Genomic DNA, 22,692 nt, shown 5'->3' on the forward strand with positions numbered 1-22,692 from the left:
GCTCCGGTTGCACGGCAGCCACCAGGCTGTGAGCGAGACCTTCGCCGCAATGGCGAAGGCGTGTCCCCGGTTCCGATGCCCGGTTCCCGAGACGTCCGCACCTGCGGTCGTCCTTCACGTCTACGGGAACTTCGATGGAAACGATCGGCAATCTCTGGTTATGGGCCGGCTTCGGCGGGCTCGTCGTGGTCGCGTTGCTGGTCGACCTGGTGCTGATGCGCCACGGCGGCGCGCACAAGGTCACGTTCAAGGAAGCGTTGTGGTGGAGTCTGGGCTGGGTGGCGCTGGCGCTGCTGTTCAACGCCGGGCTGTGGTGGTACCTGCACGAAACCGCCGGGGCGGCGCTCGCCAATCGCGTCGGCCTGGAATTCCTGACCGGCTATCTGGTCGAGAAGGCGCTCGCGGTCGACAACATCTTCGTCTTCCTGATGCTGATGACCTACTTCGCGGTGCCCGAGGAACAGCGCCAGCGCGTGCTGATCATCGGCATTCTGCTGGCGATCGCGCTGCGCGCGATCCTGATCTTCGCCGGCGCGGCGCTGCTGGCGCATTTCCACTGGCTGCTCTACGTGTTCGGCGCGTTCCTGCTGCTGACCGGCGTCAAGATGTGGTTCGCTGCCGGCAAGGAGCCGGATCTGGAAACCAATCCGCTGCTGCGCTGGATGACCGCGCACGTGCCCTTCGTGCGGCGCTACCACGGCAGCGCGCTGTGGCTCGGCCGGCCCGGGCACCGCAAGTTCACTCCGCTGTTCATCGTGCTGGTGATGATCGGCATCACCGACGTGATCTTCGCGGTCGATTCGATTCCCGCGATCTTCGCCATCACCACCGATCCCTTCATCGTGCTGACGTCCAACGTGTTCGCGGTGCTCGGCCTGCGCGCGATGTTCTTCCTGCTCGCCGGCATGGCCGAGCGCTTCCACCTGCTGCCCTACGGACTGGCGATCGTGCTGGTGTTCATCGGCATCAAGATGTTGCTGATCGACCTGTACAAGATCCCGGTGCTGTGGTCGCTGGGCGCGGTGGCGCTGGTGTTGGCTCTGACGGTCACACTGAGTCTGGCGCGACCGCCGAAGCCGGTGTCCGCACCCTGACCGTGCACGCGTGGCCGGCGTCCGCTAGGCGCGCGAAGGCAGTTCCACCTCGATGTCGCGATCGATCACCCGGTTGCGCCCGGCGCGCTTGGCCAGATACAGGCGGCGGTCGGCCACGGCCAGCAACGCGTCGGGGTCGGCGCTCCTGCCACCGCGCACCTGGGCGATGCCGATCGACAGCGTCACCGCGGCATCGCGGCCGTCCACCCGGACCGGCCGCGCCGCGACGGCCGCGCGCAGGCGCTCGGCACGCCGTCCGGCATCGCCTGGCGCGACGTCCAGCAGCAACAGGCAGAACTCGTCCCCGCCGAAGCGCCCGGCAATGTCGCCCGCCTGCAGCGTGGCGCGCAGGGCGCCGGCGACCGCGCGCAGGACCTGGTCGCCGACCGCGTGCCCGTGCTGGTCGTTGACGCCCTTGAAGCCGTCGACGTCGATCATCAGCAGCGCCGTCAGGCCGGCGTCCTCGGCCGGCGTCGCGAGACGGCGGTCGAGTTGCTCGAAGAAGGCGCGCCGGTTGTCGAGCCCGGTCAAGGGGTCGGCGGCCGCGAGGCCTTCGAGCACGCGCTGCTGGCGTTCGAGCTGCGAGAGCACGAAGGCGAAGGTGGCGAACACGGGCGCGAGCAGGAAGTACGCCAGCGCCAGTTGCTGCGCTGGGGTGATGCTGGCATCGAACGCGGGCCCGGACTGCGGACGCGTCCACTGCTCGAGCAGGCGCAGCGCGCAGACCAGGCCCGCGCCGGCATAGATCGCGATCACCACGCGTTCGGCGTTGCCGCGTTCGGCCGCGCGGCCGCTGGTCGCCAGTTGCCACAGCCCGAGCAGCAGCGAGGCCAGCGCGGCGGCCCAGAACATGCCGATATGCTGGGCCGCGCTCGTGCCCGGCCACAGAATGGCTGCCGGCAGCAGCACCGCCGGCAGGTAGATCACCAGCGATCCGCCGGCCGGTGCCTGGCCGCGGTCCTGCTGGCCGCGGGCGAGCGCCCGCAGCAGTGCCGCATGACCGGCCACGAGCAATGCACAGGCCAGGGCCTGGACGGTGCCGCCGAGCACCGTGGGCGGCACCGCGAACAACGGCCACGACAGCGCCTGCAGCGCCAGTCCGACGCCCCATTCGCGCAGGCCCCGGCGCTGGCGGATGCGTTCGCTGCGCCGGACCAGCCACACCATCGTGCCCAGCGCCGCGCACAGCAGCACGAACAGCGACAGGAACGTCACGCGCCACGGGTCCATGCGGTCTCCTGTCCGCGCCCACGCGCGAGGCGCGCACCGTAGCATCCGGCCCCCGCTGCCCGTGTCGCCCGGGGTCACGGAACGTGACGGTCGCCGCTTGTATCGCGCGCAGGCGTCGCCATTGAGGGGCGATGCACCTGTCTTCGCCCGAAGCTCCCATCGATCCCGAGGCCCAGCGCCGCGACGACCGCCGGCGCATCGCATCCGCGCTCAAGGCCAGCATCGCCTCGGTGCTGCTGCTGGTGATCGCATTCGGCGTGCAGGCGGCGCTCGACTGGCGGCCCTTCGCGGTGCGCCCGGGCGACTGGTCCGGGCTTGCCGGCGTGCTCACCGCACCGCTGCTGCACGGCTCGCCCGGCCACCTGATCGCCAATGCCAGCGCGTTGCTGCTGCTCGGCACACTGGCGCTCACCGTGTATCCGCGCGCCACGCTGCGCGGCCTGCCGTTGATGTGGCTGGGGTCCGGCCTCGGGGCGTGGTGGCTGGGCGACGCCGGGACCCACCACCTGGGCGCCAGCGGCGTGACCCACGGCCTGATGTTCCTGGTGTTCGTGCTCGGCCTGCTGCGCCGCGACCGGCCGTCGATCGCGGCCGGGATGATCGCCTTCCTGTTCTACGGCGGCATGCTGCTGACGATCCTGCCGCAGGAGCCGGGTGTGTCCTGGCAATCGCACATGGGCGGGGCGATCGGCGGCGTGCTGGCCGCATTCCTTCTGCGCCATGCGGATCCGCTGCCCCCGCGCCGGCGCTACAGCTGGGAAATCGAGGAGGAGGAGGCCGAGCGCGCGGCGCAGCAGGCGCGCGAGACCCTCGAGCCACCGTCGCCGCATGAAGTGCCCGTGTTGTGGACGCAGGCCGAGCCGCCGCGTGGCGTGGTCCTGCAGTTTCCGCGGCGTCCGTCCGACCGGGACGCCCCGTGAGCGCGCGCTGCCGCTAGACTCGGCCGCTCGCCACCATGGAGGACCACGATGCAGGACGCGTCCGACAACCTCTACGCCGCACCCGTGGCCGACGTCCGGCCACCTCCGGCGATCCCGGCGGCGGCGGCCGCCTTCCACGTCGTGTCGGGCCCGAAGCTGGTCGTGCTGTATGTCGCCACCTTCGGCCTGTACGGCATCTACTGGTTCTATCGCCACTGGGAGCAGGTGCGCCGCACCGGCGGCGAGACGCTCTGGCCGGTGGCGCGGGCGATCTTCTCGGTGATCTTCGCGCATGCGCTGGCACGCGAGATCGATGCACGCCTGCACGCCGGGCGCCGCAGGTACACCTGGGCGCCGGCCACGGTCGCCACGTGTTACGTGGTGTTCGAGATCGCCGGCAACATCCTGTCGCGGCTCAGCTGGCGGGAGATCGGCAGCCCTGCCACCGACCTGCTGTCGATGGCCTCGATGCTGCCGGTCGTGCTCTGCCTGCTGGCGATGCAGCGCGCCGCCAACACCGCCAGCGGTGACCCGACGGGCGAGGCGAACAGCCGGTTCACCGCGGCCAACTGGGTCTGGATGATCCTCGGCGGCCTGGCCTGGCTGCTGGTCGCCGCAGCGTGGCTGCTGCCGGGCTGATCCGCCCGCGCGACGCGTGTTACCGTCGCCGCCTCCCGCTCCGGACCCTGCCATGCGCCGCTTCGTCCTGTCCGTCTGTGCCGCATTGCTGCTGGTGGCCTGCGGCCGCGACGCGCCCGCGCCGGCCGTCGACGGCACCCCCGACGCGCAGGCCGTGGCCAACGACACGCCGGCGGGACAGCGCATCGAGGCCGACGTGCGCACGCTCGCCGACGACCGCATGGAAGGCCGGCTGACCGGCAGCGCCGGCTTCGACCTGGCCAGCCGGCACGTGGCCGCACGCTTCCAGGCGATCGGCCTGGAGCCGGCGGGCGACGACGGCGACTGGTTCCAGCGCGTGCCGCTGACCCGCGCAGTGGTGGTCCGTGACGGCGCCCGCCTCGACATCACGCGCAACGGTCGCACGCTGCGCCTGCGCTTTGCCGAGCAGTTCCTGCCGCTGCCCAATTTCAACGTCGCCGACAGCGCGGTGACCGCGCAGGCGGTGTTCGTCGGCCAGGCCATCCACGCTCCGGAACTGGGCCACGACGATTTCGGCGACATCGACCTGCGCGGCCGCATCGCGGTGGTCTTCGGCGGCGCGCCTGACACCTTCCCGCCGACCCAGCGTGCGCACTACAGCGCCAGCCGCGCCAAGGCCGAGGCGGTCGCGGCACGCGGCGCGGTGGGCCTGGTGATGGTCAACACCGCCGCCGACGAGGCCGGCCAGCCCTGGGCGCGGATCGCCGGCCGCTGGAACCAGCCGGCGATGCGCCTGCGCGGCACCGGGGGGGCGGCGGTCGACGGCTTCCCACAGCTGCGGGCCACCGCGCTGGTGGCGGCCACCGCGGCGGATCTGGTGTTCGCCGACGGTCCGCGCACCGCGGCCCAGCTGTTCGACGCGGCACGCGCCGGCACGCTGACGCCGTTCGCCCTGCCCGGGCGCATGACCCTGGCCAACCGCACCCGGATCGACCGGCTCGAATCGCGCAACGTCCTGGCGCGCCTGCCGGGGCGCGATCCGGCGCTGGCCGGGCAGAGCATCGTGCACACCGCGCATCTCGATCACATCGGCATCGGCCCCGACGTCGACGGCGACACGCTCTACAACGGCGCCATCGACAATGCCCTCGGCGTTGCGATCATGCTCGAGGCCGCGCGCGAACTGCGCGATGGCGACGCCGCGCCACGCCGCACGGTGGTGTTCGCCGCGCTCACCGGCGAGGAGCAGGGCCTGCTGGGCTCGACCTGGCTGGCGCGCTATCCGACCGCGGCGGTGGGGCGCGCCGTGGCCAACATCAACATCGACATGCCGGTGCTCACCGCGCCCACCCGCGACGTGGTCGCCATCGGCACCGAGCATTCCAGCCTGCGCGATGCGGTGACCCGCGCGGCCGCCGAGGTGGGCGTGGAGGTGTCGCCGGATCCCTTCCCCGAGGAGGTGGCCTTCGTGCGCAGCGACCAGTACGCCTTCGTGCGCGCCGGCGTGCCTGCGGTGTATCTCGATGCGGGCGTCGCGCCGGCCAATCCGGGGCAGGATCCGAAGATCGCCGCGACCTGGTTCCTGCGCAACTGTTACCACCGGCCCTGCGACCAGGTGGATCTGCCGATCCACTACGGCGATGCCGCGCGCCTGGCCCGGATGAGCGCGGCGCTGAGCCGTGTGGTCGGGGACGACGATGCGCCGCCGCGCTGGAATCCGGGAGATTTCTTCGGCGCGCAGTTCGGCGCCGACGCCGCCGCGCGCTGAGCGCGGTTCAGTCGGGATCGAAGCCGGTGGCGTCGTCGGCGTCGCCGACGAACTCCGGCAGCTCGATCACGAACCGCGCGCCGCCGCCGTCGCGGTCCTCGTACCAGAGCTGGCCACCGAGGTCGGCGATGATCTGCTTGGCCAGCGACAGGCCGAGGCCGCTCGAGCGGCCGTCGTCGGTGCCGGCATGGGCCAGGCGCTGGAACGGCCGGAACAGCGCGTGCTGCAGGTCGCGGGCGATGCCCGGGCCCCGGTCCTCGACCAGCAGTTGCCAGAAGCCGACACCGCCGCCGCGCATGGAGATGTCCACGTTGCTCTGCGGCGCGTACTTGATCGCGTTGGTCACCAGGTTTTCCGCCACCTGGCGCAGCACCAGGGTATCGGCGGCCACCAGCGGCGAGGCATCGGGCGCATGCGCACGCAGCTGCACCCCGCGGTCCTCGAACTGCAGCGCGTACCGGTCGACGAGCCAGTCGAGCACCTCGCGCAGGGCGCTGCCCTGTCGCGCCGCGGCGCGCTGGCGCGAGGTGTCCTGGGTTTCCAGATAGCGGCGGATGTAGCCCAGTGCGTCTTCCGCGCTCTCGTGGATCATGCGGTGGTAGCGCGGCACGCGCTCGGGCTTGGTCTCGCCCTTCATCAGCATGTCGCTGGCGAACCAGATGCTCGACAGCGGGTTCTTCAGATCGTGCGCGACCAGGTTCACCAGCTCCTGGCGCTCGCGCGCGATGCGCTCGAGCCGGTCGCGGGTCTGCTTGAGGCCCACGTGCGCACTCACCCGCGCGAGCAGTTCCTCGGGCATGAACGGTTTGGTGACGTAGTCCACCGCGCCCGCGTCGAACGCGCGCAACAGCAGGTCGCGGTCCTGGGCGACGGTGAGGAACACCACCGGCACGCGCAACAGCTCGGGATTCTTCTTGATCTCCGCGAGCAGCGCGAAGCCGTCCATATTCGGCATCAGCATGTCGAGCAGGACGAGATCCGGGCGCAGTTCGGGCAGTTTTTCGAGCGCTTCGGCACCATCGGCCGCGGTGAGCACCGAATATCCGTGGCGGCTGAGCAGCGAGCTCACCACGCGCAGGTTGGCGGGCTGGTCGTCGACGACGAGGATGCGGGCGCTGGTGACGGGCGTATTCGGCATGGGATCCGGTGAGCGGCCGAGCGGCGCGCGAGACACCGGGCGGAGGCCGCAGTGCGCCGCAGACGTTAACAGAAATGAACGCGCCCGGCGGTACGCCAGCGCGCTCGGCTCACGGCGCGATTTCGCGCCAGGCGCCGGGGGCCAGACCGTCCAGCCGCCAAGCGCCGATCGAAACCCTGACCAGGCGCAGTGTGGGCAGACCGACGGATGCGGTCATGCGCCGGACCTGGCGGTTGCGGCCCTCGCGCAGGGTGATCGCCAGCCAGGCGTCGGGCACGGTCTTGCGCACGCGCACGGGGGGGTCGCGCGGCCACAGTCCCGGCGCGGGATCGAGCAGGTGCACCTGTGCGGGCCGGGTGGGACCGTCCTTGAGCACGACGCCGTCGCGCAGGGACTGGAGCTGCGCCGCGGACGGATCGCCCTCGACCTGCACGTGATAGGTCTTGGGCAGCTTGTGCCGGGGATCGGTGATGCGGTGCGCGAGCGTGCCGTCGTCGGTGAGCAGCAGCAGGCCTTCGCTGTCGTGATCCAGGCGGCCGGCCGGATACACCGCGGGCGGGAGGCCGAAGCCGGCCAGCGTCGGCCGCGGCGGGGTGCTGCGATCGGTGAACTGGCACAGCACGCCGTGGGGCTTGTTGAACGCGACGAGCATGAGGATCGGGAGCAGGGCTTCGTGATCGGCGGGGAACGACGCGATCGCCTCGTCGGCGACGTCGGGACGGGCGCCCGCCCGGCGGCGCGCCATCCAGGCGGCCGCACGGGCTGCTGCAACGGGCCGCTACGCGAACCGCCGTCGCGGCCCTCGGCTCAGGGCTTCACGAACCGCAGGGTCATCCGGTCGCTCTCGCCGATCGCGGTGAAACGCGCGGCGTCCTGCGGCTCGTGGCGGTTGCTCGGCGGCAACATCCAGACGCCGTTGGGATGGTCGCGGGTGTCGCGCGGGTTGGCGTTGATCTCGCTGCTGCCGTCGACGCGGAAGCCCGCCGCCTGCGCCAGCGCGATCACCTGCGACTGGCCGACATAGCCGCTGCGATCGTCCGCGGGAACGTCGGCGCGGGCGCGGTGCTCGACGACGCCGAGCACGCCACCCGGCCGCAGCACGTCGTAGAAGCCCTTGAACATCGCCTCCGCATTGCCGGACATGCGCCAGTTGTGCACGTTGCGGAAGGTCAGCACCACGTCGGCCGAGGCCGCCGGACCGAAGCGCGGTGCTTTCGGATCGAAGGCCACCATGCGGGCCCGGCCGAACTGCGCCGGCGCCGCATCGAATTTCGCCTGCAGGCCGTCGCGCTGGCCCTGCTGGTAGTCGCGTGCCCGGCCCTCGGCGGCCGAGGCCGGATCCACCATCGCGGCGATGTACTGGCCGTTGTCGTGCAGGTACGGCGCCAGGATTTCCGCATACCACGCGCCGCTGCCGGGCGTGATCTCGATGACGGTCTGGCCCGGTCGCACGCCGAAGAAGCGCAGGGTTTCGGCCGGGTTGCGCGCGCCGTCGCGCGCGCGGTTCTCCGCGCTGCGCCATGCACCGGCGACGGCGGCATCGAGCCGCTCGACGTTGGCCGCGTCGAGATCGGACGCGCTGTCGGCACGGGTCTGGGGACCGCTGCATGCGGTGAGTGCGAGCAGGACGGCGCCGAGCAGAAGGCTGCGTTGCATGAGCGTGACTCCGTGACCAAAGGTGGCGCAAGGGTGCCACAAGCGGCCTCGCGCTGCGGACTGCGCCGCACGCGTTGTTGCGCGCGCCCCGCGGAACGGTGTTTTGCGGCCTGCTCCACGCGACGCTGCGCCGCCGCTGCCTATGCTGGCCGCCCCCCCGCCACAGGATCCGACCATGGCCGAACGCGCTCTCGGACGCTCGGGCTTGACCATCTCGCCACTGGCCTTCGGCGGCAACGTGTTCGGCTGGAGTGCCGACGAGGTCACCAGCCATGCCCTGCTCGACGCGTGCGTGGACCTCGGCATCCAGCTGATCGACACCGCCGATGCGTACTCGGCCTGGGCCGACGGCAATACCGGAGGCGAATCGGAAACCCTCATCGGTCGCTGGCTGGCGCGCAGCGGCCGGCGCGAACGCGTGCTGCTCGCCACCAAGGTCGCCAAGTGGGGACCTCGCAGGGGGCTGTCGCCGGACAACATCCAGGCCGCATGCGAGGACTCGCTGCGTCGGCTGCGCACCGACGTGATCGATCTCTACCAGGCCCACGAGGACGATCCCACGGTGCCGCTGGAGGACACGCTCGGCGCGTTCTCGCGTCTGATCGAACAGGGCAAGGTGCGCGCGATCGGCGCGTCGAACTACTCCGCCGCGCGGCTCGCCGAGGCGCTCGACATCGCCGGACGTCACGGTCTGCCGCGTTACGAGACGCTGCAGCCCGAATACAACCTGGTCGACCGCGCCGGCTACGAGGCGGCGCTCGAGCCGCTGGTGCGCGAGCACGGCCTCGGCGTGATCGGCTACTACGCGCTGGCCAGCGGCTTTCTCAGCGGCAAGTACCGCAGCGAGGCCGACGGGGCGAAGAGCGCCGCGCGCGGAGCGCAGGTGGTGCGGCGCTATCTCAACCCGCGTGGCAAGCGCATCCTCGCCGCGCTGGACGATGTCGCCTGCCGCCACGCCGCGACCACCGCCCAGGTGGCGCTGGCCTGGCTGATCGCGCGTCCGGGTCTCACCGCGCCCATCGTCAGCGCCACCAGCGTGGCCCAGCTGCGCGAGCTGGCGGCGGCGCGCACGCTGCTGCTGTCGAAGGCCGATATCGCCACGCTCGACGGCGCCAGCAGCGGCGGCTGAGCCTGCACCCGCCCGCGGCACGGCATGGCGCATGCTGCGGGTCCCGTCCTCACGGTGTTCCGCCCATGACGTCCGACCGCATCACCCGAATCGTGCTCGCCTCGCGCCCCGAGGGTGCGCCCACCGCAGACGATTTCCGTATCGAGCACGCGCCGATGCCCACGCCCCGGCACGGACAGGTCCTGCTGCGCAATCGCTGGCTGTCGCTGGATCCGTACATGCGCGGACGCATGAATGCCGGCCGCTCCTACGTGCCGCCGATCGAGATCGACGGTGTCATGGACGGCGGCACGGTGTCGGAGGTGGTCCAGTCGCTGCATCCGGCATGGGCGCCGGGCGACCTCGTGCTCGCGCACGCGGGCTGGCAGAGCCACGCCGTCGTCGACGGCGAAAGCCTGCGGCGCAAGCTCGATCCTTCAGGGCTGCCGCCGCAGACCGCGCTCGGCGTGCACGGCATGCCGGGCTTCACCGCTTACGCCGGCCTGCACGAGATCGGCAGACCGCAGCACGGCGAGACCGTCGTCGTCGCCGCCGCCAGTGGCCCGGTCGGCGCGACCGTCGGCCAGATCGCCCGCCTGCGCGGCGCGCGCGTGGTCGGCATCGCCGGTGGGCCGGACAAGGTCGCCCACGTGGAGACCGACCTCGGCTTCGACGTCGCGCTCGACCATCGCGCCGAGGATTTCGCCGAGCAGCTGGCGGCCGCCTGCCCGGACGGCATCGACGTGTACTTCGAGAACGTCGGCGGCAAGGTGTTCGACGCGGTGCTGCCGCTGCTCAACGATTTCGCGCGCATTCCGGTGTGCGGCCTGGTGGCCCACTACAACGCCACCGGCCCGGCGCCCGGTCCCGACCGCGTGCCGCAACTGATGTCGCTTATCCTCACCCGGCATCTGACGGTGCGCGGTTTCATCCAGCACGATTTCATCGCGCTGTATCCGGAGTTCGTGCGCGAGATGGGCCAATGGCTGCGCGACGGGCGCATCCGCTATCGCGAGGATGTGGTCGAGGGGCTGGAGCGCGCGCCGGAGGCGTTCATCGGCATGCTCGAGGGGAAGAACTTCGGCAAGTTGCTGGTGAAGATCGCGGACTGAGACCAGCGCGGTCTGGTGGCCGGACGCGTGGTGCGCAAACGACGCGAAGTGTGCGCCCCTTGTAGGTCTGCATCTTTGCGCAGGTTTACTCGTTCCGTGAGGTCTCGTGCCGACGCAGTGAACATGCTGTCGTCGGCGCCATTGCGGTTGCGGTTGCTGTTGCCTCGTCGGAGCAATGACTCACCGGCGCACCAGCAAGACCCGTAGGGCGCCGCCCATGGATGGGCGGCGTTTTTCGACCGAGCCAGGATGGCGAGTCGAAAAAATCCCGGAACGAATGAAGGTCCGGGTGAGCTTTCTCGGGGAATCGTTTTTCTTTGGTTCCGTTTCTTTTGTCGATTGACAAAAGAAATGAACTCGGCCGCGACAGCGGACGAAAGCGGTTGATGTTGCGTTGGTGCTGCCTGCGCAGAGCAAGTGCAGGGCTTCCACTCGCCTAGCGGCGAGCGGCTCACTTTTCTTTGTTGGCCCAAAGAAAAGTAAGCAAAAGAAAGGGCCTCCTCGACGAAGCGAACCCGGTGCGTCATTCGTTCCGGGATTTTCCGACTCGCCATCCTGGCTCGGTCGGAAAACGCCGCCCATCCATGGGCGGCGCCCTCCGGGTCTGGCGAGCGCGCAGACACATCATTTCTCAGCGAAGCCGAAGCCGAAGCCGAAGCGAGAGCTAAAGCCAAAGCAAAAGCTAGATCCAAAGCCAGGCGGAGCGAATTGTCCGTCGCACATCGACACGCGAACGATGTCGACCTCGCGCGCGGCGCACCGCCCGCGGCGATCTGCGGGCGCCACCCCACGGCACAGCACAACACCTGCGCGAACCCGCCACCCCACAACGCAACAGGCCCACCGAAGCGGGCCTGTCGATCACACATTGACGCGGACAGCTTACTGCTTAAGCGAATCGATCGCCGCATTGAGCGTCTTGCTCGGCCGCATGGCCTCGACCACCTTCGCCAGATCCGGATGGTAGTAACCCCCGATCTCGACCGGCGCGCCCTGCGCGCCGTTGAGTTCGGACAGGATCGCCGACTCGCCGTCCGTCAGTGCCTTCGCCAGCGGCGCGAACGTCGCCTTCAGTTCGGCATCGTCGTCCTGGTCCGCCAGCGCCTGTGCCCAGTACTGGGCGAGGTAGAAGTGGCTGCCGCGGTTGTCGAGTTCGCCGACCTTGCGCGCCGGCGAACGGTTCTCGTCGAGAATGCGGCCGTTGGCGACATCGAGCGCATTGGCCAGCACCTTGGCCTTCGGATTGTCGTAGGCGTTGCCGAGATGTTCGAGCGACGCGGCCAGGGCGAGGAACTCGCCGAGCGAATCCCAGCGCAGGTAGTTCTCTTCGACGAACTGCTGCACGTGCTTGGGCGCGCTGCCGCCCGCGCCGGTCTCGAACAGGCCACCACCGGCCATCAGCGGCACGATCGACAGCATCTTGGCGCTGGTGCCCAGTTCCATGATCGGGAACAGGTCGGTCAGGTAGTCGCGCAGCACGTTGCCGGTGACCGAGATCGTGTCTTCGCCCTTACGGATGCGCTCGAGCGAGAACGTCGTCGCCTCGACCGGCGGCAGCACGCGCAGGTCGAGACCGGCGGTGTCGTGATCCTTGAGGTAGGTCTCGACCTTGGCGATCACCTGCGCATCATGCGCGCGAGATGCATCGAGCCAGAACACCGCCGGCGTCTCCGACAGGCGCGCGCGGCTCACGGCCAGCTTCACCCAGTCCTGGATCGCCGCGTCCTTGGTCTGGCACATGCGCCAGATGTCGCCGCTCTCGACCGCGTGTTCGAACACCACGTTGCCGTCGGCGTCGGTGACCCGCACGGTGCCGTCGCCGGGGATCTCGAAGGTCTTGTCGTGGCTGCCGTATTCCTCGGCCTTCTGCGCCATCAGGCCGACGTTGGGCACCGAGCCCATCGTCGTCGGGTCCAGCGCGCCATTGGCCTTGCAGTCGTCGATGACCGCCTGGAACACGTCGGCATAGCAGCGATCCGGGATCACGGCCTTGGCGTCCTGCAGCTTGCCGTCGGCGTTCCACATGCCGCCGGAGTCGCGGATCATCGCCGGCATCGAGGCGTCGACGATGACGTCGGACGGCACGTGCAGGTTGGTGATGCCCTTGTCCGAATTGACCATCGCCAGCGCCGGGCGCTGCGCGTAGAGCGCGTCGATGTCGGCGCGGATCGCGTCCTGCTGGTCCTGCGGCAGCGAGGTGATGCGCGCGTACAGGTCGCCGATGCCGTTGTTGGCGTCGAAGCCGGCCTGCTTCAGCGCATCGGCGTGCCTGTCCAGCACGTCGCGATAGAACGCCTCGACGACGATGCCGAACATGATGGGGTCCGACACCTTCATCATCGTGGCTTTCAGGTGCAGCGAGAACAGCACGCCCTGGGTCTTGGCATCCTCGATCTGCGCCTCGATGAAGCTCGACAGCGCCTTGCGCGACATCACCGCGGCATCGACGATCTCGCCGGCCTGCACCTTCACCGCGTCCTTGAGCACGGTCGTCGCGCCATCCGCGCCGACGAGTTCGATCTTCAGCGCGCCGGCCTTCTCGATCGTCGCCGAGCGCTCGCTGCCGTAGAAGTCACCCTCGCTCATGTGCGCGACGTGCGACTTCGAATCGCCCGCCCATTTGCCCATGCGGTGCGGATGCTTGCGCGCGAACGCCTTCACCGACTTCGGCGCGCGGCGATCGGAATTGCCCTCGCGCAGCACCGGATTCACCGCGCTGCCCTTGGTGCGGTCGTAGCGGGTCTTGATGTCGGTCTCGTCGTCCGACTTCGGCGTGTCCGGATAATCGGGCAGATCGAAGCCCTGGCCCTGCAGCTCCTTGATCGCCGCTTTCAGCTGCGGCACCGAGGCGCTGATGTTGGGCAGCTTGATGATGTTGGCTTCGGGCGTGGTCGCCAGCTGGCCGAGTTCGGCGAGGTGGTCGCCGATCGTCTGCGTGTCGGTCAGGCGCTCCGGGAACTGCGCCAGGATGCGCCCGGCCAGCGAGATGTCGCGCGTTTCGACCGCGATGCCGGCGGGCCGGGTGAACGCCTCGACGATCGGCAGCAGCGACTGGGTCGCCAGGTACGGTGCTTCGTCGGTCAGCGTGTAGAGGATCTTCGGCGTATCGGACATGGAATGGCGTCTCGTCGGGGAGGGCGGGCGGCGCGGGCGCACGCGGGGCGCATGCGGGACGTGCGCCGGATCTGGAATCGCGACGCGCGCCGATCGCCCTGCATCGGTGCGCTGCACAGCGCCGGTCATTGTCGCGCGTTTGTCCGCGACGTGAAACGCCGCGGACCAGGACTGGACATACGGGACAGCATGGCCCTGCATGCCGGCGGCGCGGCGGCGCGGCGGCGCGGCGGCGCGGCGGATTACTTCACCGAGAAGCCGCGCGTCTCCACCGAGGTGCCGTCGAGCAGTACGTCGAGCGTATAGCTGCCGGTGGGCCAGCCTTCGGGATGCTGGATGTCGAACGCCACCACCTGCGGGCCCGCGGGCACGTCGGCGTCGGTGCTGCGCACCAGCTGGCTTTCGTCACCGTAGGTCCAGCGGGCGGTGAGGCGTGCGGCACTGCCGCCGTCGGTGCCCACCGACGCATAGATGGTGTCGGTGGTGGCGAACTCGGACGCGGGCGCGACCACGCGGTTCTCCTCGTCCACGGCATTGCCCAGTTCCACGCTGGTGACCGTGGCGGGGGCTGGCGGCTCGGGCGCAGGCGTGGGCGCGGGCGCCTGCGCGGCAGGCGGCGGGGTGGGGGCGGGCGCATCGCGGTTGCAGGCCGCGGTGGACAGCAAGGCGGCGCAGGCCGCGGTCAACTGCAGCAGGCGGAATCGGGTCATGGAGCGCTCCGGGACAGGTGGACGGGGAGGGATGCGGTGTCGTGCGCGCGCAGCCGGATGGCCGTGGACCGGGATGCACGCGGCGACGCTGGAGCGGGCACCGGGCACGGCGCGGGTCCAGATGGCGGCCGACCCTGCGCAGCCGCGTGGTCGATGCGAGGCCTCGCCTGGCGGGTGGGAACCGGGCATGCGGGCATGGCGGTGCCGGGCATCGGGTCACTCGGCAGGACGGGGGCAGGCAGGCTCCCATCCGCCGCGTTAAGAAACCATCGCTACTGGCGCCACCGGCGCCACCGGCGCTACTGGCGCTGCTCGCGGCGCACCGGACCCTGCGGGGTGCCGGGCGTGGCCCGCCAGGGATTGATGTCCAGGCCGCCCCGGCGGGTGTAGCGCGCCTCCACCGAAAGCGCCCGCGGCGCCCCCGCGCGCATCAGGTCGAGCGCGATGCCCTCCACGCACTGCTCGTGGAAGCCGGCGTGGCCACGGTAGGACACCAGGTACCGGAGCACCCCGGCCGGATCGAGACGCGGTCCGTCCCAGTCGATGTACACGCTGGCCCAGTCGGGCTGGCCGGTGACCGGGCAGTTGGACTTGAGCAGGTGCGACACCAGACGCTGACGCACGGGCGCGCCGTCCGCCAGGCGCAGATGCGTGGGATTCGGTGGGCCGTAATCGTCGATGTCGATGTCGAGGGTGTCGAGCTCGATGGCATCGTCGCCGCGGGCATCGAAGGCCGGCAGACCGAAGGCGACCTCGACCGGCGCGCCCGCGGCGGCCGAGAGATCGTCGGCGATGCGCGTGCGCACCGCATCGGGCGTGTCGAAGCGGCTGGCGTTGAGCGAATTGAGGTAGAGCTTCAGCGATTTCGATTCGACCAGGCTCGGCGAGTCGGCGGGCACCGTGAGGGTGGCGGTGGCGACCACCGGCTTGCCGCGACCATCCAGCCAGCCCAGCTCGTAGGCGTGCCAGCGGTCGTGGCCGGTGAACGGCAGCGCCGCACCGCCCGCCAGGCCGAGCTCGGCGCGCGCCGGTGCGCGCGGGATGGGGAACAGCAGGGTCGGGTCGTAGGCGTCGGGATAGGCGACGCTGCGTCCGAGGGTGGACTCGTGCGGGGTGCTCATGCGCGCATTCTATCGACCGGCGTTCGCGGGAACCCGCAGGCCCGGCCGGTCATGCATCGCGCGATCCGCGCCCCGCCCGCCGGCTGCGCCCTGCAGCCGGGGTCATGCGCCGGCTGCGGGCGGCCGCGGCATCCGCAGCACGTGCGGGCGCAGGTTGATCGCGGTGCCGGGCATCGCGCTGGTCAGGACGAAGGCGATCGGCATGCCCGGCTCGACGTCGCGCACCACCTCGGCGGCGAAGCCGCGCGCCCGCAGGAAGCCCGCTGCCGCCTGCGCATCGGCCTCCGGGTCGGCCGCCACCAGGCCGATACACGAGGTCACGCCGCCTACGCGGGCCACCACGTCCGGGGACGAGCAGTTGATGATGGTGCCGTCGGTGAGAATGCTGCGCTGTACCTGCGGCGAATCCACACGCATGCGTTCGCGCAGGCCGTGCCGGGCGAGCAGGGCGACGACGGCCTCGCGCGCCTCGGGCGAAGCGGCGGCGAAGATCCGCGAGCCCGGGTCGGGCACCGGCAGCGGATTGCGCCCCAGCGCGAGCAGCACGCTCCACGTCAGCAGCACCACGCCGCACACCACCGCCACGACCAACATCCACATCGGCACGAACATCGCGTCTCTCCCGGGGCACGTCGCCCACGGCATCAGGTCACGCGAAGGCGCGCCTCAACCGGCCGGCGGCGTGTCCAGGTAGTCCAGCGTCGCCTGCAGCATCGCGCGCAGGCCGAGGTCGAGTGCGGATTCGTCGACGTCGAACTTCGGCGAATGGTTGCTCGGCGCCGCGCCGGCGTCCTGGCCCACGGGCGTCGCGCCGACGAAGAAGAACAGCCCCGGTACCTCGCGCGCGTACAGCGAGAAATCCTCGGCGCCCATGATCAGCGGCATGTCGACCACCGGCTCGGCGCCCGACGCGGCCTGCAGGCTCGCGCGCATGCGCGCGGTCAGCGCCTCGTCATTGAACGTGACGGGATTGCCGTCTTCGGCCGGGATCTGGGTCTCCACCGTCGCACCGTTGGCGGCGGCCACGTGTTCGGCGATCGAGGTCAGCCGCTTGAAGACGTCGGCGCGCATGTCCTCGTCGAAGGTGCGGATGGTGCCGACCAGTTCCACCGAATCGGGAATGATGTTGTAGCGGATGCCGCCGTTGATCGCGCCGAAGGTCACCACCACCGGCTGCTTGCTGATGTCCATCTGCCGGCTGACGATCGCCTGCGACTGGTTGATGATCTGCGCCGCGGCGACGATCGGATCCACCCCGCCCCAGGGCCGCGAGCCGTGCGTCTGGCGGCCGACGACGGTCATGCCGAAGCGGTCGGACGCGGCCATCGTCGGCCCGGCGCGCACACCGATCTGGTTGGCGTTGAGCGTGCTGAAGACGTGCAGGCCGAACACCGCATCCGGCTTGAAGTCCGCGAACACGCCCTCCTTCAGCATCAGGCCGGCGCCGCCTTCCTCGCCCTCGGGCGCGCCTTCTTCGGCCGGCTGGAACACGAACAGGATCTCGCCGGCCAGCTGCTCGCGCATGCCCACCAGCGCCTCGGCCACGCCCATCAGGATCGCCGTGTGCGCGTCGTGGCCGCAGGCGTGCATCACGCCGGTGGTCTGGCCGCGGTAGGTGTCGGTGACCTGCGAGGCGAACGGCAGGCCGGTTTCCTCGGTGACGGGCAGCGCGTCCATGTCCGCGCGCAGCGCCAGCCGCGGGCCGGGGCGGGCGCCCTTGAGCACCGCAGTCACGCCGTGGTGGGCGATGCCGGTGCGCGGTTCCAGGCCCAGGCTGCGCAGATGCGCGGCCACCTTGGCCGCGGTGCGGGTCTCGCGGTTGGACAGCTCGGGGTGCTGGTGGATGTCGCGGCGCCAGTCCACCACGCGGGCCTGCACGGCGGCCGCGGCCCGGGCCACCTCCGCGCGCTGCGGCGGCGCGGGCGGCGCCTGGGCGATGGCGAATGCGGGCAGGGCGCAGCAGGCGCCGAGCAGGACGGATGCGAGACGTGGCATCGGCGGATTCCCAGGGACGGTGCACCCGATCCTAGAGGATTCGCCGCCCCCGCGCGGACCACGACGCCGGGGAGGTGGCCCTCGCGGGCGCCTGCGTCGACAATGCAGGTCCACACCGCACCCGAGGTCCCCATGACGGCATCGCCCTCCAAGCTCGACCAGCTGCGCGACCTCTCGGTGGTCGTCGCCGATACCGGCGATTCCGACGCGATCGCGCGACTCAAGCCGGTCGACTGCACCACCAATCCCACGCTCGTGCGCAAGGCGCTGGATTTGCCGGTGTATGCGACCCTGCTCGAGCGCGAGCTGGAGCGGGCCGCGCAGCTCGACGGCGACATCGAGCAGGTGGCGCGCCAGGTCGCGGACCGGCTGACCATCGGCGTCGGCCGCACGCTGGCCGGGCTGGTGCCGGGGCGGGTGTCGACCGAGGTGGACGCGGATCTGGCCTTCGACACCGAGGCCACCATCACCAAGGCGCGCCAGTTCATCGAGATGTACCAGGACGCCGGCGTCTCGCGCGAGCGGGTGCTGATCAAGATCGCCGCCACCTGGGAAGGCATCCGTGCGGCCAAGGTGCTGCAGACCGAGGACATCGACTGCAATCTCACCCTGATCTTCAACCGCGCCCAGGCGATCGCCTGCGCCGAGGCCGGGGTGTTCCTGATCTCGCCGTTCGTCGGTCGCATCCTCGACTGGCACGTCGCCCGCGGCGATACGCCGGCGACCATCGACGACGATCCGGGCGTGCGTTTCGTGCGCGAGGTCTTCGAGACGTTCAAGACGCGCGGTTCGCCGACCATCGTCATGGGCGCTTCGTTCCGGTCGACCGCGCAGATCGAGGCGCTGGCCGGCTGCGATCGCCTGACGATCTCGCCGGAGCTGCTGGAAGCGCTGGCGGCCGATCACGGCCCGCTGCCGCGCCGCCTGCACACCGCCAAGAGCAGCGGCGCCACCGCGGCGCCGGTGGATGCGGCCGCCTTCGAAGCCGCGATGGCGGCCGATCCGATGGCCACCGAGAAGCTGCGCGACGGCATCGCCGCATTCGCCCAGGACCTCGACACGCTGCGCCAGACCCTGGTCCGGCGCCTGCACGACCGTCGATGAGACCGCGCCGCATCCGCCTTTCGCGAGCCGCCGCCGCGGCGGCCGCGCTGGTGTTCGTGGCCGCCTGCGCAGGCCTGCCGGAGGCCTCCAGGGCGCCGGAAGCGGTGGTGGTGCCCGAGCGCAGCCCCGGCGTGTCGATCGGCTACCTCGACGGTCCGGCCTTCGACAGCGCGGCCTTCGTCCCGCCGCCGCCGCAGGCGGGCAGCGCCGCGCACGCACTCGATGCGGCGCTGGCCACGCGCGCCCTGGCGCAGGCCGGCACCCCGCGCTGGGATCAGGCCGCGGTGGATGCGGATCTCGACTTCCCCGCCGGCGGCGCCTTGTTCGCCTGCGCGCTGGGGGTGCCGGTGGACAGCACGGATACGCCGCATCTGGTGCGCCTGCTGCGACGCTCGCTCGCCGACGCCGCGGTGACCAACCGCGCCGCGAAGGACCGCTGGCAGCGCCCGCGTCCCTTCCTGGCCAACGGCGGCGCGGTCTGCACCCCCGCCGACGATGCGCGCCTGCGCGAGAGCGCCTCGTATCCCTCCGGCCACGCCAGCATCGGCTGGACCTGGACCTATGCCCTGATCGCCGCGGCGCCCGAGCGCAGCGACGCGCTGCTGCAGCGGGGGCGCGATTTCGCCGAAAGCCGGCTCGTCTGCAACGTGCACTGGCACAGCGACCTCGTGCAGTCGCAGACGGTGGGCGCGGCGACGTTCGCGCGGCTGCAGGACGACGCCTCGTTTCTCGCCGACCTGGCCGCTGCGCGGCGCGAGATCGCCGCGCAACGCGCACGCGGTGCGCAGCCATCCGGCTGCGCGGCCGAGGCGGCGGCGCTGCAACCGGCAGACCCCGCGCTGCCGTGACCGGCACGCCCGTCGACCCGCGGCCCCAGCCACCGGAGCCACCGCTGCCCAGCGACTGCTGCGACAGCGGCTGCTCGGTCTGCGTGCACGACACCTATGCCGAAGAGCTGCAGTACTACCGGGAGCAGCTCGCGGCCTGGCGGTTGCGCCATCCGGATGCGGATTGAGCCGCGGTCCCTGCGCTACAGCGTGTCGGTGACGTTCCGGCCGTTCCGCGTGTAGTCGAGCGCGGTGCCCGGTGGTGCGCCGAGGCGCGCCAGTTCGGATTTCAGCAGTGGCAGCCCGCGCTCGAGATCGTCCAGCTCGACGTCGATGCCGACCCAGGCGATCACCGGCGCGCCATCGGGACCCGGGTCTCCGAGCTGGCTGCCGCCCCCGGTCACGCCTCCCACGCCCGCACGCACCAGCGCCGCATCGAGCGGATCCTCGTACTTCTCGCCGCGTTCGACCGGCCAGATCGATTCGGGAATCCTGACGAAGACAAAGGTGGTCGGGGACTCATCCCCGCCGGCATCGCCCGCGCGGGTCCCCACCCAGAGCAGCGAGCACGCGCCGACGATCGCCAGCGCCGCATACAGGATCCACTTCATCGCACGCTCCCTGTCGAATGGCCGCGGCCCCGTCCTGCGCCGCGGTGGCACTGTGCCGCGGCGCGCGTGCGGGTGTCCATGCCTCACTGCGCTGGCGAGTGGATGTGCTCGCAGGGCGCGACCCGGCCCGTCGGCACATCACCGCGGTCGACGCACGGTTTCGCCCGGCAGCGGACTCTTCGGCGGCAGCCGCGGCGGATCGATATGCGGCTGTTCGATCCGCACCGGGATGCGATCGACGAGGCAGCCGTCGAGCACGTAATCGCCCGTGACCGCGGTGGTCGTGGCATTGCGGTTGATCTCGATCTTCACGAGTGTGTCGCGATCGGCATACACCGTGGACGGGCCGCCGGGCGTCGGGAAACGACCACTCCCGTCGATGATGGTCATCGGAACCCACGCGAAGGTCCGCCCGGTGGTCGCGCCGACTGCGGATGCCCGCAGTCCGGGCGCGCGCAGCGTGGTGCGGACGCGATCGATGCGCAGGATGGCATCGGTCGGCGAGAGGAACTCGCCGGTGGCACCGCTGAAACCCGGGCGCAGCACCACGCTGCCACGCCGTACGAAGGGGCGCGGGCAGAGGCGGACGTCACGGGCATGGTCGAGGGAACGGTCCAGGACGATGCGCGGCGGCGGTGCGGCCGTCTGGGCCGGCGCCGGGGCGGCGACGACCGACGCGAGGAGGGCCGACAGCAGAGCACGCAGGGCGGGTGGACTTGCAGTGTTCACGGGAGAGCTCCTTGCAGATCCGGAACCGGTGGCGGTGGCCGGGCCGTGGCGCACAGGTCGGGTCCGATGCCGACATCCGTCGATCGCTCGCTTCCGCTGAACGCGCCGCCGAGCGGGAACAGCGCCCGAGCGCCCCGCCTGCGGGCGTCGCCGACCGACAGGGCCTGCTCGCCGCCCCGGACCCCCGCGCCCCCCGCGATGCAGCCGCGCGGGCGCCGTGTACGCGCGGACTTCATCGCCATGTGCGACATCGCCGCAGACGTGGTGCGAACCTCACGACGATCTCCCGAGGGCCGGCCGAGTGCGCGGTCCCTGCTGGAGAACGCGGAGGTCCGAGAAAACCGGACAGGCGCCCGGCGTCGCACGTCGCACCCGGAGCGCAGCCGATGCGGCGCCACGGACAGCAGGTTGCGACCGAGCCGCATGTCGGTGCCCGACGGGACGCGCGTCGCGCAGCTGATGCTGCAGGTTCGGCATGTCGATGTCGCAGTCGATTCCGCGCGGGCAACGCGCGGTTCGCTGGCGCGGCGAAACAGCATCCGACAGCCCCTGCAAGCCCTCTTCTGCAGCGACCGAACCTCGACCGGCGACGACGCCATCCGGCGAAGATCGACGCCACGTCGCATCGTCTCCGCCACCCGTGCATCGGCCGCCCTGCAGCGCACGGCCTGCCAGCGTGCGCGCGTACACGCGTGCGACGCGGACCCGACGCGCATCGAACGCGCGGCGCCGCACGACGCAGTCCGCATGACGTGCTGCGCCTCCGACTTGCCGGGCGCGCACCCCGAAACCCGTGGTGCCGCGGTGCGCTGCTGCGCGGCAGGAATCGCCGCCGTGCACGGGCCGAGCACCGATCGGCTCGGCGGAGTTTGCGGCGACGCTCCGCGCCCGCTGCCCGGAACCCGGATCGGAAGCGCCGCCGCGGCGCTGGCGGACGTCATTCCGGCCGGTCCACTCGGGCGCTGCCACGCGGGATACACACCGCGGCGTGCAGGATCGGACATCCGGCGCCGTGGCGCCGCGTCGTCACCCATCCCAGCCTGCCTCCGGCGGGCGCCTTCCGGAGATCGATCATGCGTGTTGTCTCTCTGCTCGCCGCAGCCTGCCTCGCCACCTTCGCCATCGCGCCCGCCGCGGCGGCCGATACCGCCGCGCCGTTCTCGCTGCCGGACCTGCCGTACGCGGCCAACGCCCTGGAGCCGGCCATCGACGCGAAGACGATGGAGATCCACCACGGCCGTCACCACAAGTCCTACGTCGACAATCTCAACGGAAAAGTCGCCGAGTTCCCGGCGCTCGCGAATGCCGCGATCGAAGACTTGATGGCCAACGTCTCCAGCTACGACACCGCGGTGCGCAACAACGGCGGCGGTCACTACAACCACAGCCTGTTCTGGACGGTGATGGCCGCGCCGGGCACCGGCGGCGCGCCGTCGGCGGCGCTGCGTGCACGCATCGACCGCGATTTCGGCTCCGACGCGAAGTTCCGCGAGGCCTTCAACGAGGCCGCCAAGACCCAGTTCGGTTCGGGTTGGGCCTGGCTCATCGTCAAGCCCGACGGCAGCCTCGCCGTGACCGGCACGCCCAACCAGGACAACCCCCTGATGGACGTCGTCGACACCCGCGGCACGCCGGTGCTCGGGCTCGATGTCTGGGAACACGCCTATTACCTGCAGTACCAGAACAAGCGGCCCGACTACGTCGGCGCATGGTGGGACGTCGTGAACTGGAACGAGGTCAACCGCCGCTTCGAGGCCGCGACCGCGTCCGCGCGCTGAGCCGGACACGTCGCACCGGCCCCGCCGCACCGGGGCGGTATCATCACCGCCCCGGGTTTCGCACCGCTCGCACAGGA

Annotated in this window: 21 protein-coding genes; 10 read left to right on the top strand and 11 right to left on the bottom strand. The window is 71.0% G+C overall.

Annotated elements, in window-relative coordinates:
• Nucleotides 1-134 precede the first annotated feature (134 nt).
• A complete protein-coding gene (locus H0E82_RS01415; protein WP_180543189.1) occupies nt 135-1,094 on the top strand; it encodes a TerC family protein in 960 nt (319 codons plus the stop codon).
• A 24-nt stretch (nt 1,095-1,118) separates the two neighbouring features.
• Here the strand turns inward: H0E82_RS01415 and H0E82_RS01420 are convergent, their stop codons facing one another.
• Nucleotides 1,119-2,324 (bottom strand): GGDEF domain-containing protein, encoded by a 1,206-nt coding sequence (locus tag H0E82_RS01420; RefSeq protein WP_180543190.1) that lies wholly within the window; start codon nt 2,322-2,324, stop codon nt 1,119-1,121.
• Between the two features lie 131 nt (nt 2,325-2,455).
• Here H0E82_RS01420 and H0E82_RS01425 point away from each other — a divergent pair, with 131 nt between their 5' ends.
• Genes H0E82_RS01425 through H0E82_RS01435 form a run of 3 tightly spaced genes read left to right on the top strand, consistent with a single transcriptional unit; the run spans nt 2,456 to nt 5,612 of the window.
• A complete protein-coding gene (locus H0E82_RS01425) occupies nt 2,456-3,244 on the top strand; it encodes a rhomboid family intramembrane serine protease (protein WP_180543191.1) in 789 nt (262 codons plus the stop codon).
• 48 nt (nt 3,245-3,292) lie between these two features.
• The gene (locus tag H0E82_RS01430; RefSeq protein ID WP_180543192.1) at nt 3,293-3,883 is read left to right on the top strand and encodes a DUF4234 domain-containing protein; all 591 of its coding nucleotides are present in this window, start codon (nt 3,293-3,295) and stop codon (nt 3,881-3,883) included.
• A 52-nt stretch (nt 3,884-3,935) separates the two neighbouring features.
• Nucleotides 3,936-5,612 carry a M28 family metallopeptidase gene (locus H0E82_RS01435; protein ID WP_180543193.1) on the top strand — a complete coding sequence of 559 codons (1,677 nt, stop codon included), beginning with the start codon at nt 3,936-3,938 and terminating at the stop codon, nt 5,610-5,612.
• Nucleotides 5,613-5,619: 7 nt separating this feature from the next.
• Here H0E82_RS01435 and H0E82_RS01440 read toward each other — a convergent pair whose 3' ends face one another.
• The 3 genes from H0E82_RS01440 to H0E82_RS01450 form a co-directional block, all read right to left on the bottom strand.
• Complete coding sequence (locus H0E82_RS01440; RefSeq protein ID WP_180543194.1) at nt 5,620-6,750, bottom strand: hybrid sensor histidine kinase/response regulator; 1,131 nt, start codon at nt 6,748-6,750, stop codon at nt 5,620-5,622.
• A 109-nt stretch (nt 6,751-6,859) separates the two neighbouring features.
• The gene (locus tag H0E82_RS01445; RefSeq protein ID WP_180543344.1) at nt 6,860-7,402 is read right to left on the bottom strand and encodes a pseudouridine synthase; all 543 of its coding nucleotides are present in this window, start codon (nt 7,400-7,402) and stop codon (nt 6,860-6,862) included.
• A 155-nt stretch (nt 7,403-7,557) separates the two neighbouring features.
• Complete coding sequence (locus tag H0E82_RS01450) at nt 7,558-8,406, bottom strand: class I SAM-dependent methyltransferase (RefSeq protein WP_180543195.1); 849 nt, start codon at nt 8,404-8,406, stop codon at nt 7,558-7,560.
• Nucleotides 8,407-8,581: 175 nt separating this feature from the next.
• Here H0E82_RS01450 and H0E82_RS01455 point away from each other — a divergent pair, with 175 nt between their 5' ends.
• Both H0E82_RS01455 and H0E82_RS01460 read left to right on the top strand, forming a co-directional pair.
• Nucleotides 8,582-9,535, top strand: coding sequence for an aldo/keto reductase (locus H0E82_RS01455; protein WP_180543196.1), 954 nt, complete (start codon nt 8,582-8,584; stop codon nt 9,533-9,535).
• Between the two features lie 65 nt (nt 9,536-9,600).
• On the top strand, nt 9,601-10,626 hold the full coding sequence (locus tag H0E82_RS01460) for an NADP-dependent oxidoreductase (RefSeq protein ID WP_180543197.1): 1,026 nt from the start codon (nt 9,601-9,603) through the stop codon (nt 10,624-10,626).
• Nucleotides 10,627-11,508: 882 nt separating this feature from the next.
• Here the strand turns inward: H0E82_RS01460 and H0E82_RS01465 are convergent.
• The 5 genes from H0E82_RS01465 to H0E82_RS01485 all read right to left on the bottom strand — a co-directional run bounded on the left by H0E82_RS01465 (nt 11,509) and on the right by H0E82_RS01485 (nt 17,566).
• The gene (locus H0E82_RS01465; protein WP_180543198.1) at nt 11,509-13,740 is read right to left on the bottom strand and encodes an NADP-dependent isocitrate dehydrogenase; all 2,232 of its coding nucleotides are present in this window, start codon (nt 13,738-13,740) and stop codon (nt 11,509-11,511) included.
• A 242-nt stretch (nt 13,741-13,982) separates the two neighbouring features.
• On the bottom strand, nt 13,983-14,450 hold the full coding sequence (locus H0E82_RS01470) for a hypothetical protein (protein WP_180543199.1): 468 nt from the start codon (nt 14,448-14,450) through the stop codon (nt 13,983-13,985).
• Between the two features lie 299 nt (nt 14,451-14,749).
• The gene (gene queF / locus H0E82_RS01475; RefSeq protein ID WP_180543200.1) at nt 14,750-15,571 is read right to left on the bottom strand and encodes an NADPH-dependent 7-cyano-7-deazaguanine reductase QueF; all 822 of its coding nucleotides are present in this window, start codon (nt 15,569-15,571) and stop codon (nt 14,750-14,752) included.
• A gap of 102 nt (nt 15,572-15,673) precedes the next feature.
• Nucleotides 15,674-16,183: a hypothetical protein gene (locus H0E82_RS01480; RefSeq protein ID WP_180543201.1), complete on the bottom strand. Its 510-nt coding sequence runs from the start codon at nt 16,181-16,183 to the stop codon at nt 15,674-15,676.
• A 54-nt stretch (nt 16,184-16,237) separates the two neighbouring features.
• A complete protein-coding gene (locus H0E82_RS01485) occupies nt 16,238-17,566 on the bottom strand; it encodes an amidohydrolase (protein ID WP_180543202.1) in 1,329 nt (442 codons plus the stop codon).
• Between the two features lie 132 nt (nt 17,567-17,698).
• On the opposite strand from H0E82_RS01485, the gene H0E82_RS01490 reads away from it, so the two are divergent.
• Genes H0E82_RS01490 through H0E82_RS01500 form a run of 3 tightly spaced genes read left to right on the top strand, consistent with a single transcriptional unit; the run spans nt 17,699 to nt 19,685 of the window.
• A complete protein-coding gene (locus tag H0E82_RS01490) occupies nt 17,699-18,670 on the top strand; it encodes a transaldolase (protein ID WP_180543203.1) in 972 nt (323 codons plus the stop codon).
• Entirely contained in the window at nt 18,667-19,518 is an 852-nt protein-coding gene (locus H0E82_RS01495; RefSeq protein ID WP_180543204.1) for an acid phosphatase, read from the top strand. The genes H0E82_RS01490 and H0E82_RS01495 overlap by 4 nt, the downstream gene beginning before the upstream one ends.
• Complete coding sequence (locus H0E82_RS01500) at nt 19,515-19,685, top strand: oxidoreductase-like domain-containing protein (RefSeq protein ID WP_180543205.1); 171 nt, start codon at nt 19,515-19,517, stop codon at nt 19,683-19,685. Before H0E82_RS01495 ends, H0E82_RS01500 begins: the two co-directional genes overlap by 4 nt.
• Nucleotides 19,686-19,700: 15 nt before the next feature.
• Here H0E82_RS01500 and H0E82_RS01505 read toward each other — a convergent pair whose 3' ends face one another.
• Together H0E82_RS01505 and H0E82_RS01510 are read right to left on the bottom strand one after the other, a co-directional pair.
• The gene (locus H0E82_RS01505) at nt 19,701-20,108 is read right to left on the bottom strand and encodes a hypothetical protein (protein ID WP_180543206.1); all 408 of its coding nucleotides are present in this window, start codon (nt 20,106-20,108) and stop codon (nt 19,701-19,703) included.
• A 138-nt stretch (nt 20,109-20,246) separates the two neighbouring features.
• On the bottom strand, nt 20,247-20,837 hold the full coding sequence (locus tag H0E82_RS01510; RefSeq protein ID WP_180543207.1) for a hypothetical protein: 591 nt from the start codon (nt 20,835-20,837) through the stop codon (nt 20,247-20,249).
• A 1,073-nt stretch (nt 20,838-21,910) separates the two neighbouring features.
• On the opposite strand from H0E82_RS01510, the gene H0E82_RS01515 reads away from it, so the two are divergent.
• Nucleotides 21,911-22,615 carry a superoxide dismutase gene (locus H0E82_RS01515; RefSeq protein WP_180543208.1) on the top strand — a complete coding sequence of 235 codons (705 nt, stop codon included), beginning with the start codon at nt 21,911-21,913 and terminating at the stop codon, nt 22,613-22,615.
• The last annotated feature ends 77 nt before the right edge of the window (nt 22,616-22,692 follow it).

The organism is Luteimonas deserti, from assembly GCF_013425765.1.
In the GTDB taxonomy this organism is placed as follows: Bacteria; Pseudomonadota; Gammaproteobacteria; order Xanthomonadales; family Xanthomonadaceae; genus Luteimonas; species Luteimonas deserti.

What these genes read in the sequence shown, in the direction of transcription:
- H0E82_RS01470 (WP_180543199.1), bottom strand. Translation starts at nt 14,450, where the DNA reads ATGACCCGATTCCGCCTGCTGCAGTTGACCGCGGCCTGCGCCGCCTTG.
- H0E82_RS01440 (WP_180543194.1), bottom strand. Translation starts at nt 6,750, where the DNA reads ATGCCGAATACGCCCGTCACCAGCGCCCGCATCCTCGTCGTCGACGAC.
- H0E82_RS01505 (WP_180543206.1), bottom strand. Translation starts at nt 20,108, where the DNA reads ATGAAGTGGATCCTGTATGCGGCGCTGGCGATCGTCGGCGCGTGCTCG.
- H0E82_RS01445 (WP_180543344.1), bottom strand. Translation starts at nt 7,402, where the DNA reads ATGCTCGTCGCGTTCAACAAGCCCCACGGCGTGCTGTGCCAGTTCACC.
- queF (WP_180543200.1), bottom strand. Translation starts at nt 15,571, where the DNA reads ATGAGCACCCCGCACGAGTCCACCCTCGGACGCAGCGTCGCCTATCCC.
- H0E82_RS01455 (WP_180543196.1), top strand. Translation starts at nt 8,582, where the DNA reads ATGGCCGAACGCGCTCTCGGACGCTCGGGCTTGACCATCTCGCCACTG.
- H0E82_RS01460 (WP_180543197.1), top strand. Translation starts at nt 9,601, where the DNA reads ATGACGTCCGACCGCATCACCCGAATCGTGCTCGCCTCGCGCCCCGAG.
- H0E82_RS01465 (WP_180543198.1), bottom strand. Translation starts at nt 13,740, where the DNA reads ATGTCCGATACGCCGAAGATCCTCTACACGCTGACCGACGAAGCACCG.
- H0E82_RS01450 (WP_180543195.1), bottom strand. Translation starts at nt 8,406, where the DNA reads ATGCAACGCAGCCTTCTGCTCGGCGCCGTCCTGCTCGCACTCACCGCA.
- H0E82_RS01490 (WP_180543203.1), top strand. Translation starts at nt 17,699, where the DNA reads ATGACGGCATCGCCCTCCAAGCTCGACCAGCTGCGCGACCTCTCGGTG.
- H0E82_RS01430 (WP_180543192.1), top strand. Translation starts at nt 3,293, where the DNA reads ATGCAGGACGCGTCCGACAACCTCTACGCCGCACCCGTGGCCGACGTC.
- H0E82_RS01420 (WP_180543190.1), bottom strand. Translation starts at nt 2,324, where the DNA reads ATGGACCCGTGGCGCGTGACGTTCCTGTCGCTGTTCGTGCTGCTGTGC.
- H0E82_RS01435 (WP_180543193.1), top strand. Translation starts at nt 3,936, where the DNA reads ATGCGCCGCTTCGTCCTGTCCGTCTGTGCCGCATTGCTGCTGGTGGCC.
- H0E82_RS01480 (WP_180543201.1), bottom strand. Translation starts at nt 16,183, where the DNA reads ATGTTCGTGCCGATGTGGATGTTGGTCGTGGCGGTGGTGTGCGGCGTG.
- H0E82_RS01515 (WP_180543208.1), top strand. Translation starts at nt 21,911, where the DNA reads ATGCGTGTTGTCTCTCTGCTCGCCGCAGCCTGCCTCGCCACCTTCGCC.
- H0E82_RS01425 (WP_180543191.1), top strand. Translation starts at nt 2,456, where the DNA reads ATGCACCTGTCTTCGCCCGAAGCTCCCATCGATCCCGAGGCCCAGCGC.
- H0E82_RS01485 (WP_180543202.1), bottom strand. Translation starts at nt 17,566, where the DNA reads ATGCCACGTCTCGCATCCGTCCTGCTCGGCGCCTGCTGCGCCCTGCCC.
- H0E82_RS01495 (WP_180543204.1), top strand. Translation starts at nt 18,667, where the DNA reads ATGAGACCGCGCCGCATCCGCCTTTCGCGAGCCGCCGCCGCGGCGGCC.
- H0E82_RS01415 (WP_180543189.1), top strand. Translation starts at nt 135, where the DNA reads ATGGAAACGATCGGCAATCTCTGGTTATGGGCCGGCTTCGGCGGGCTC.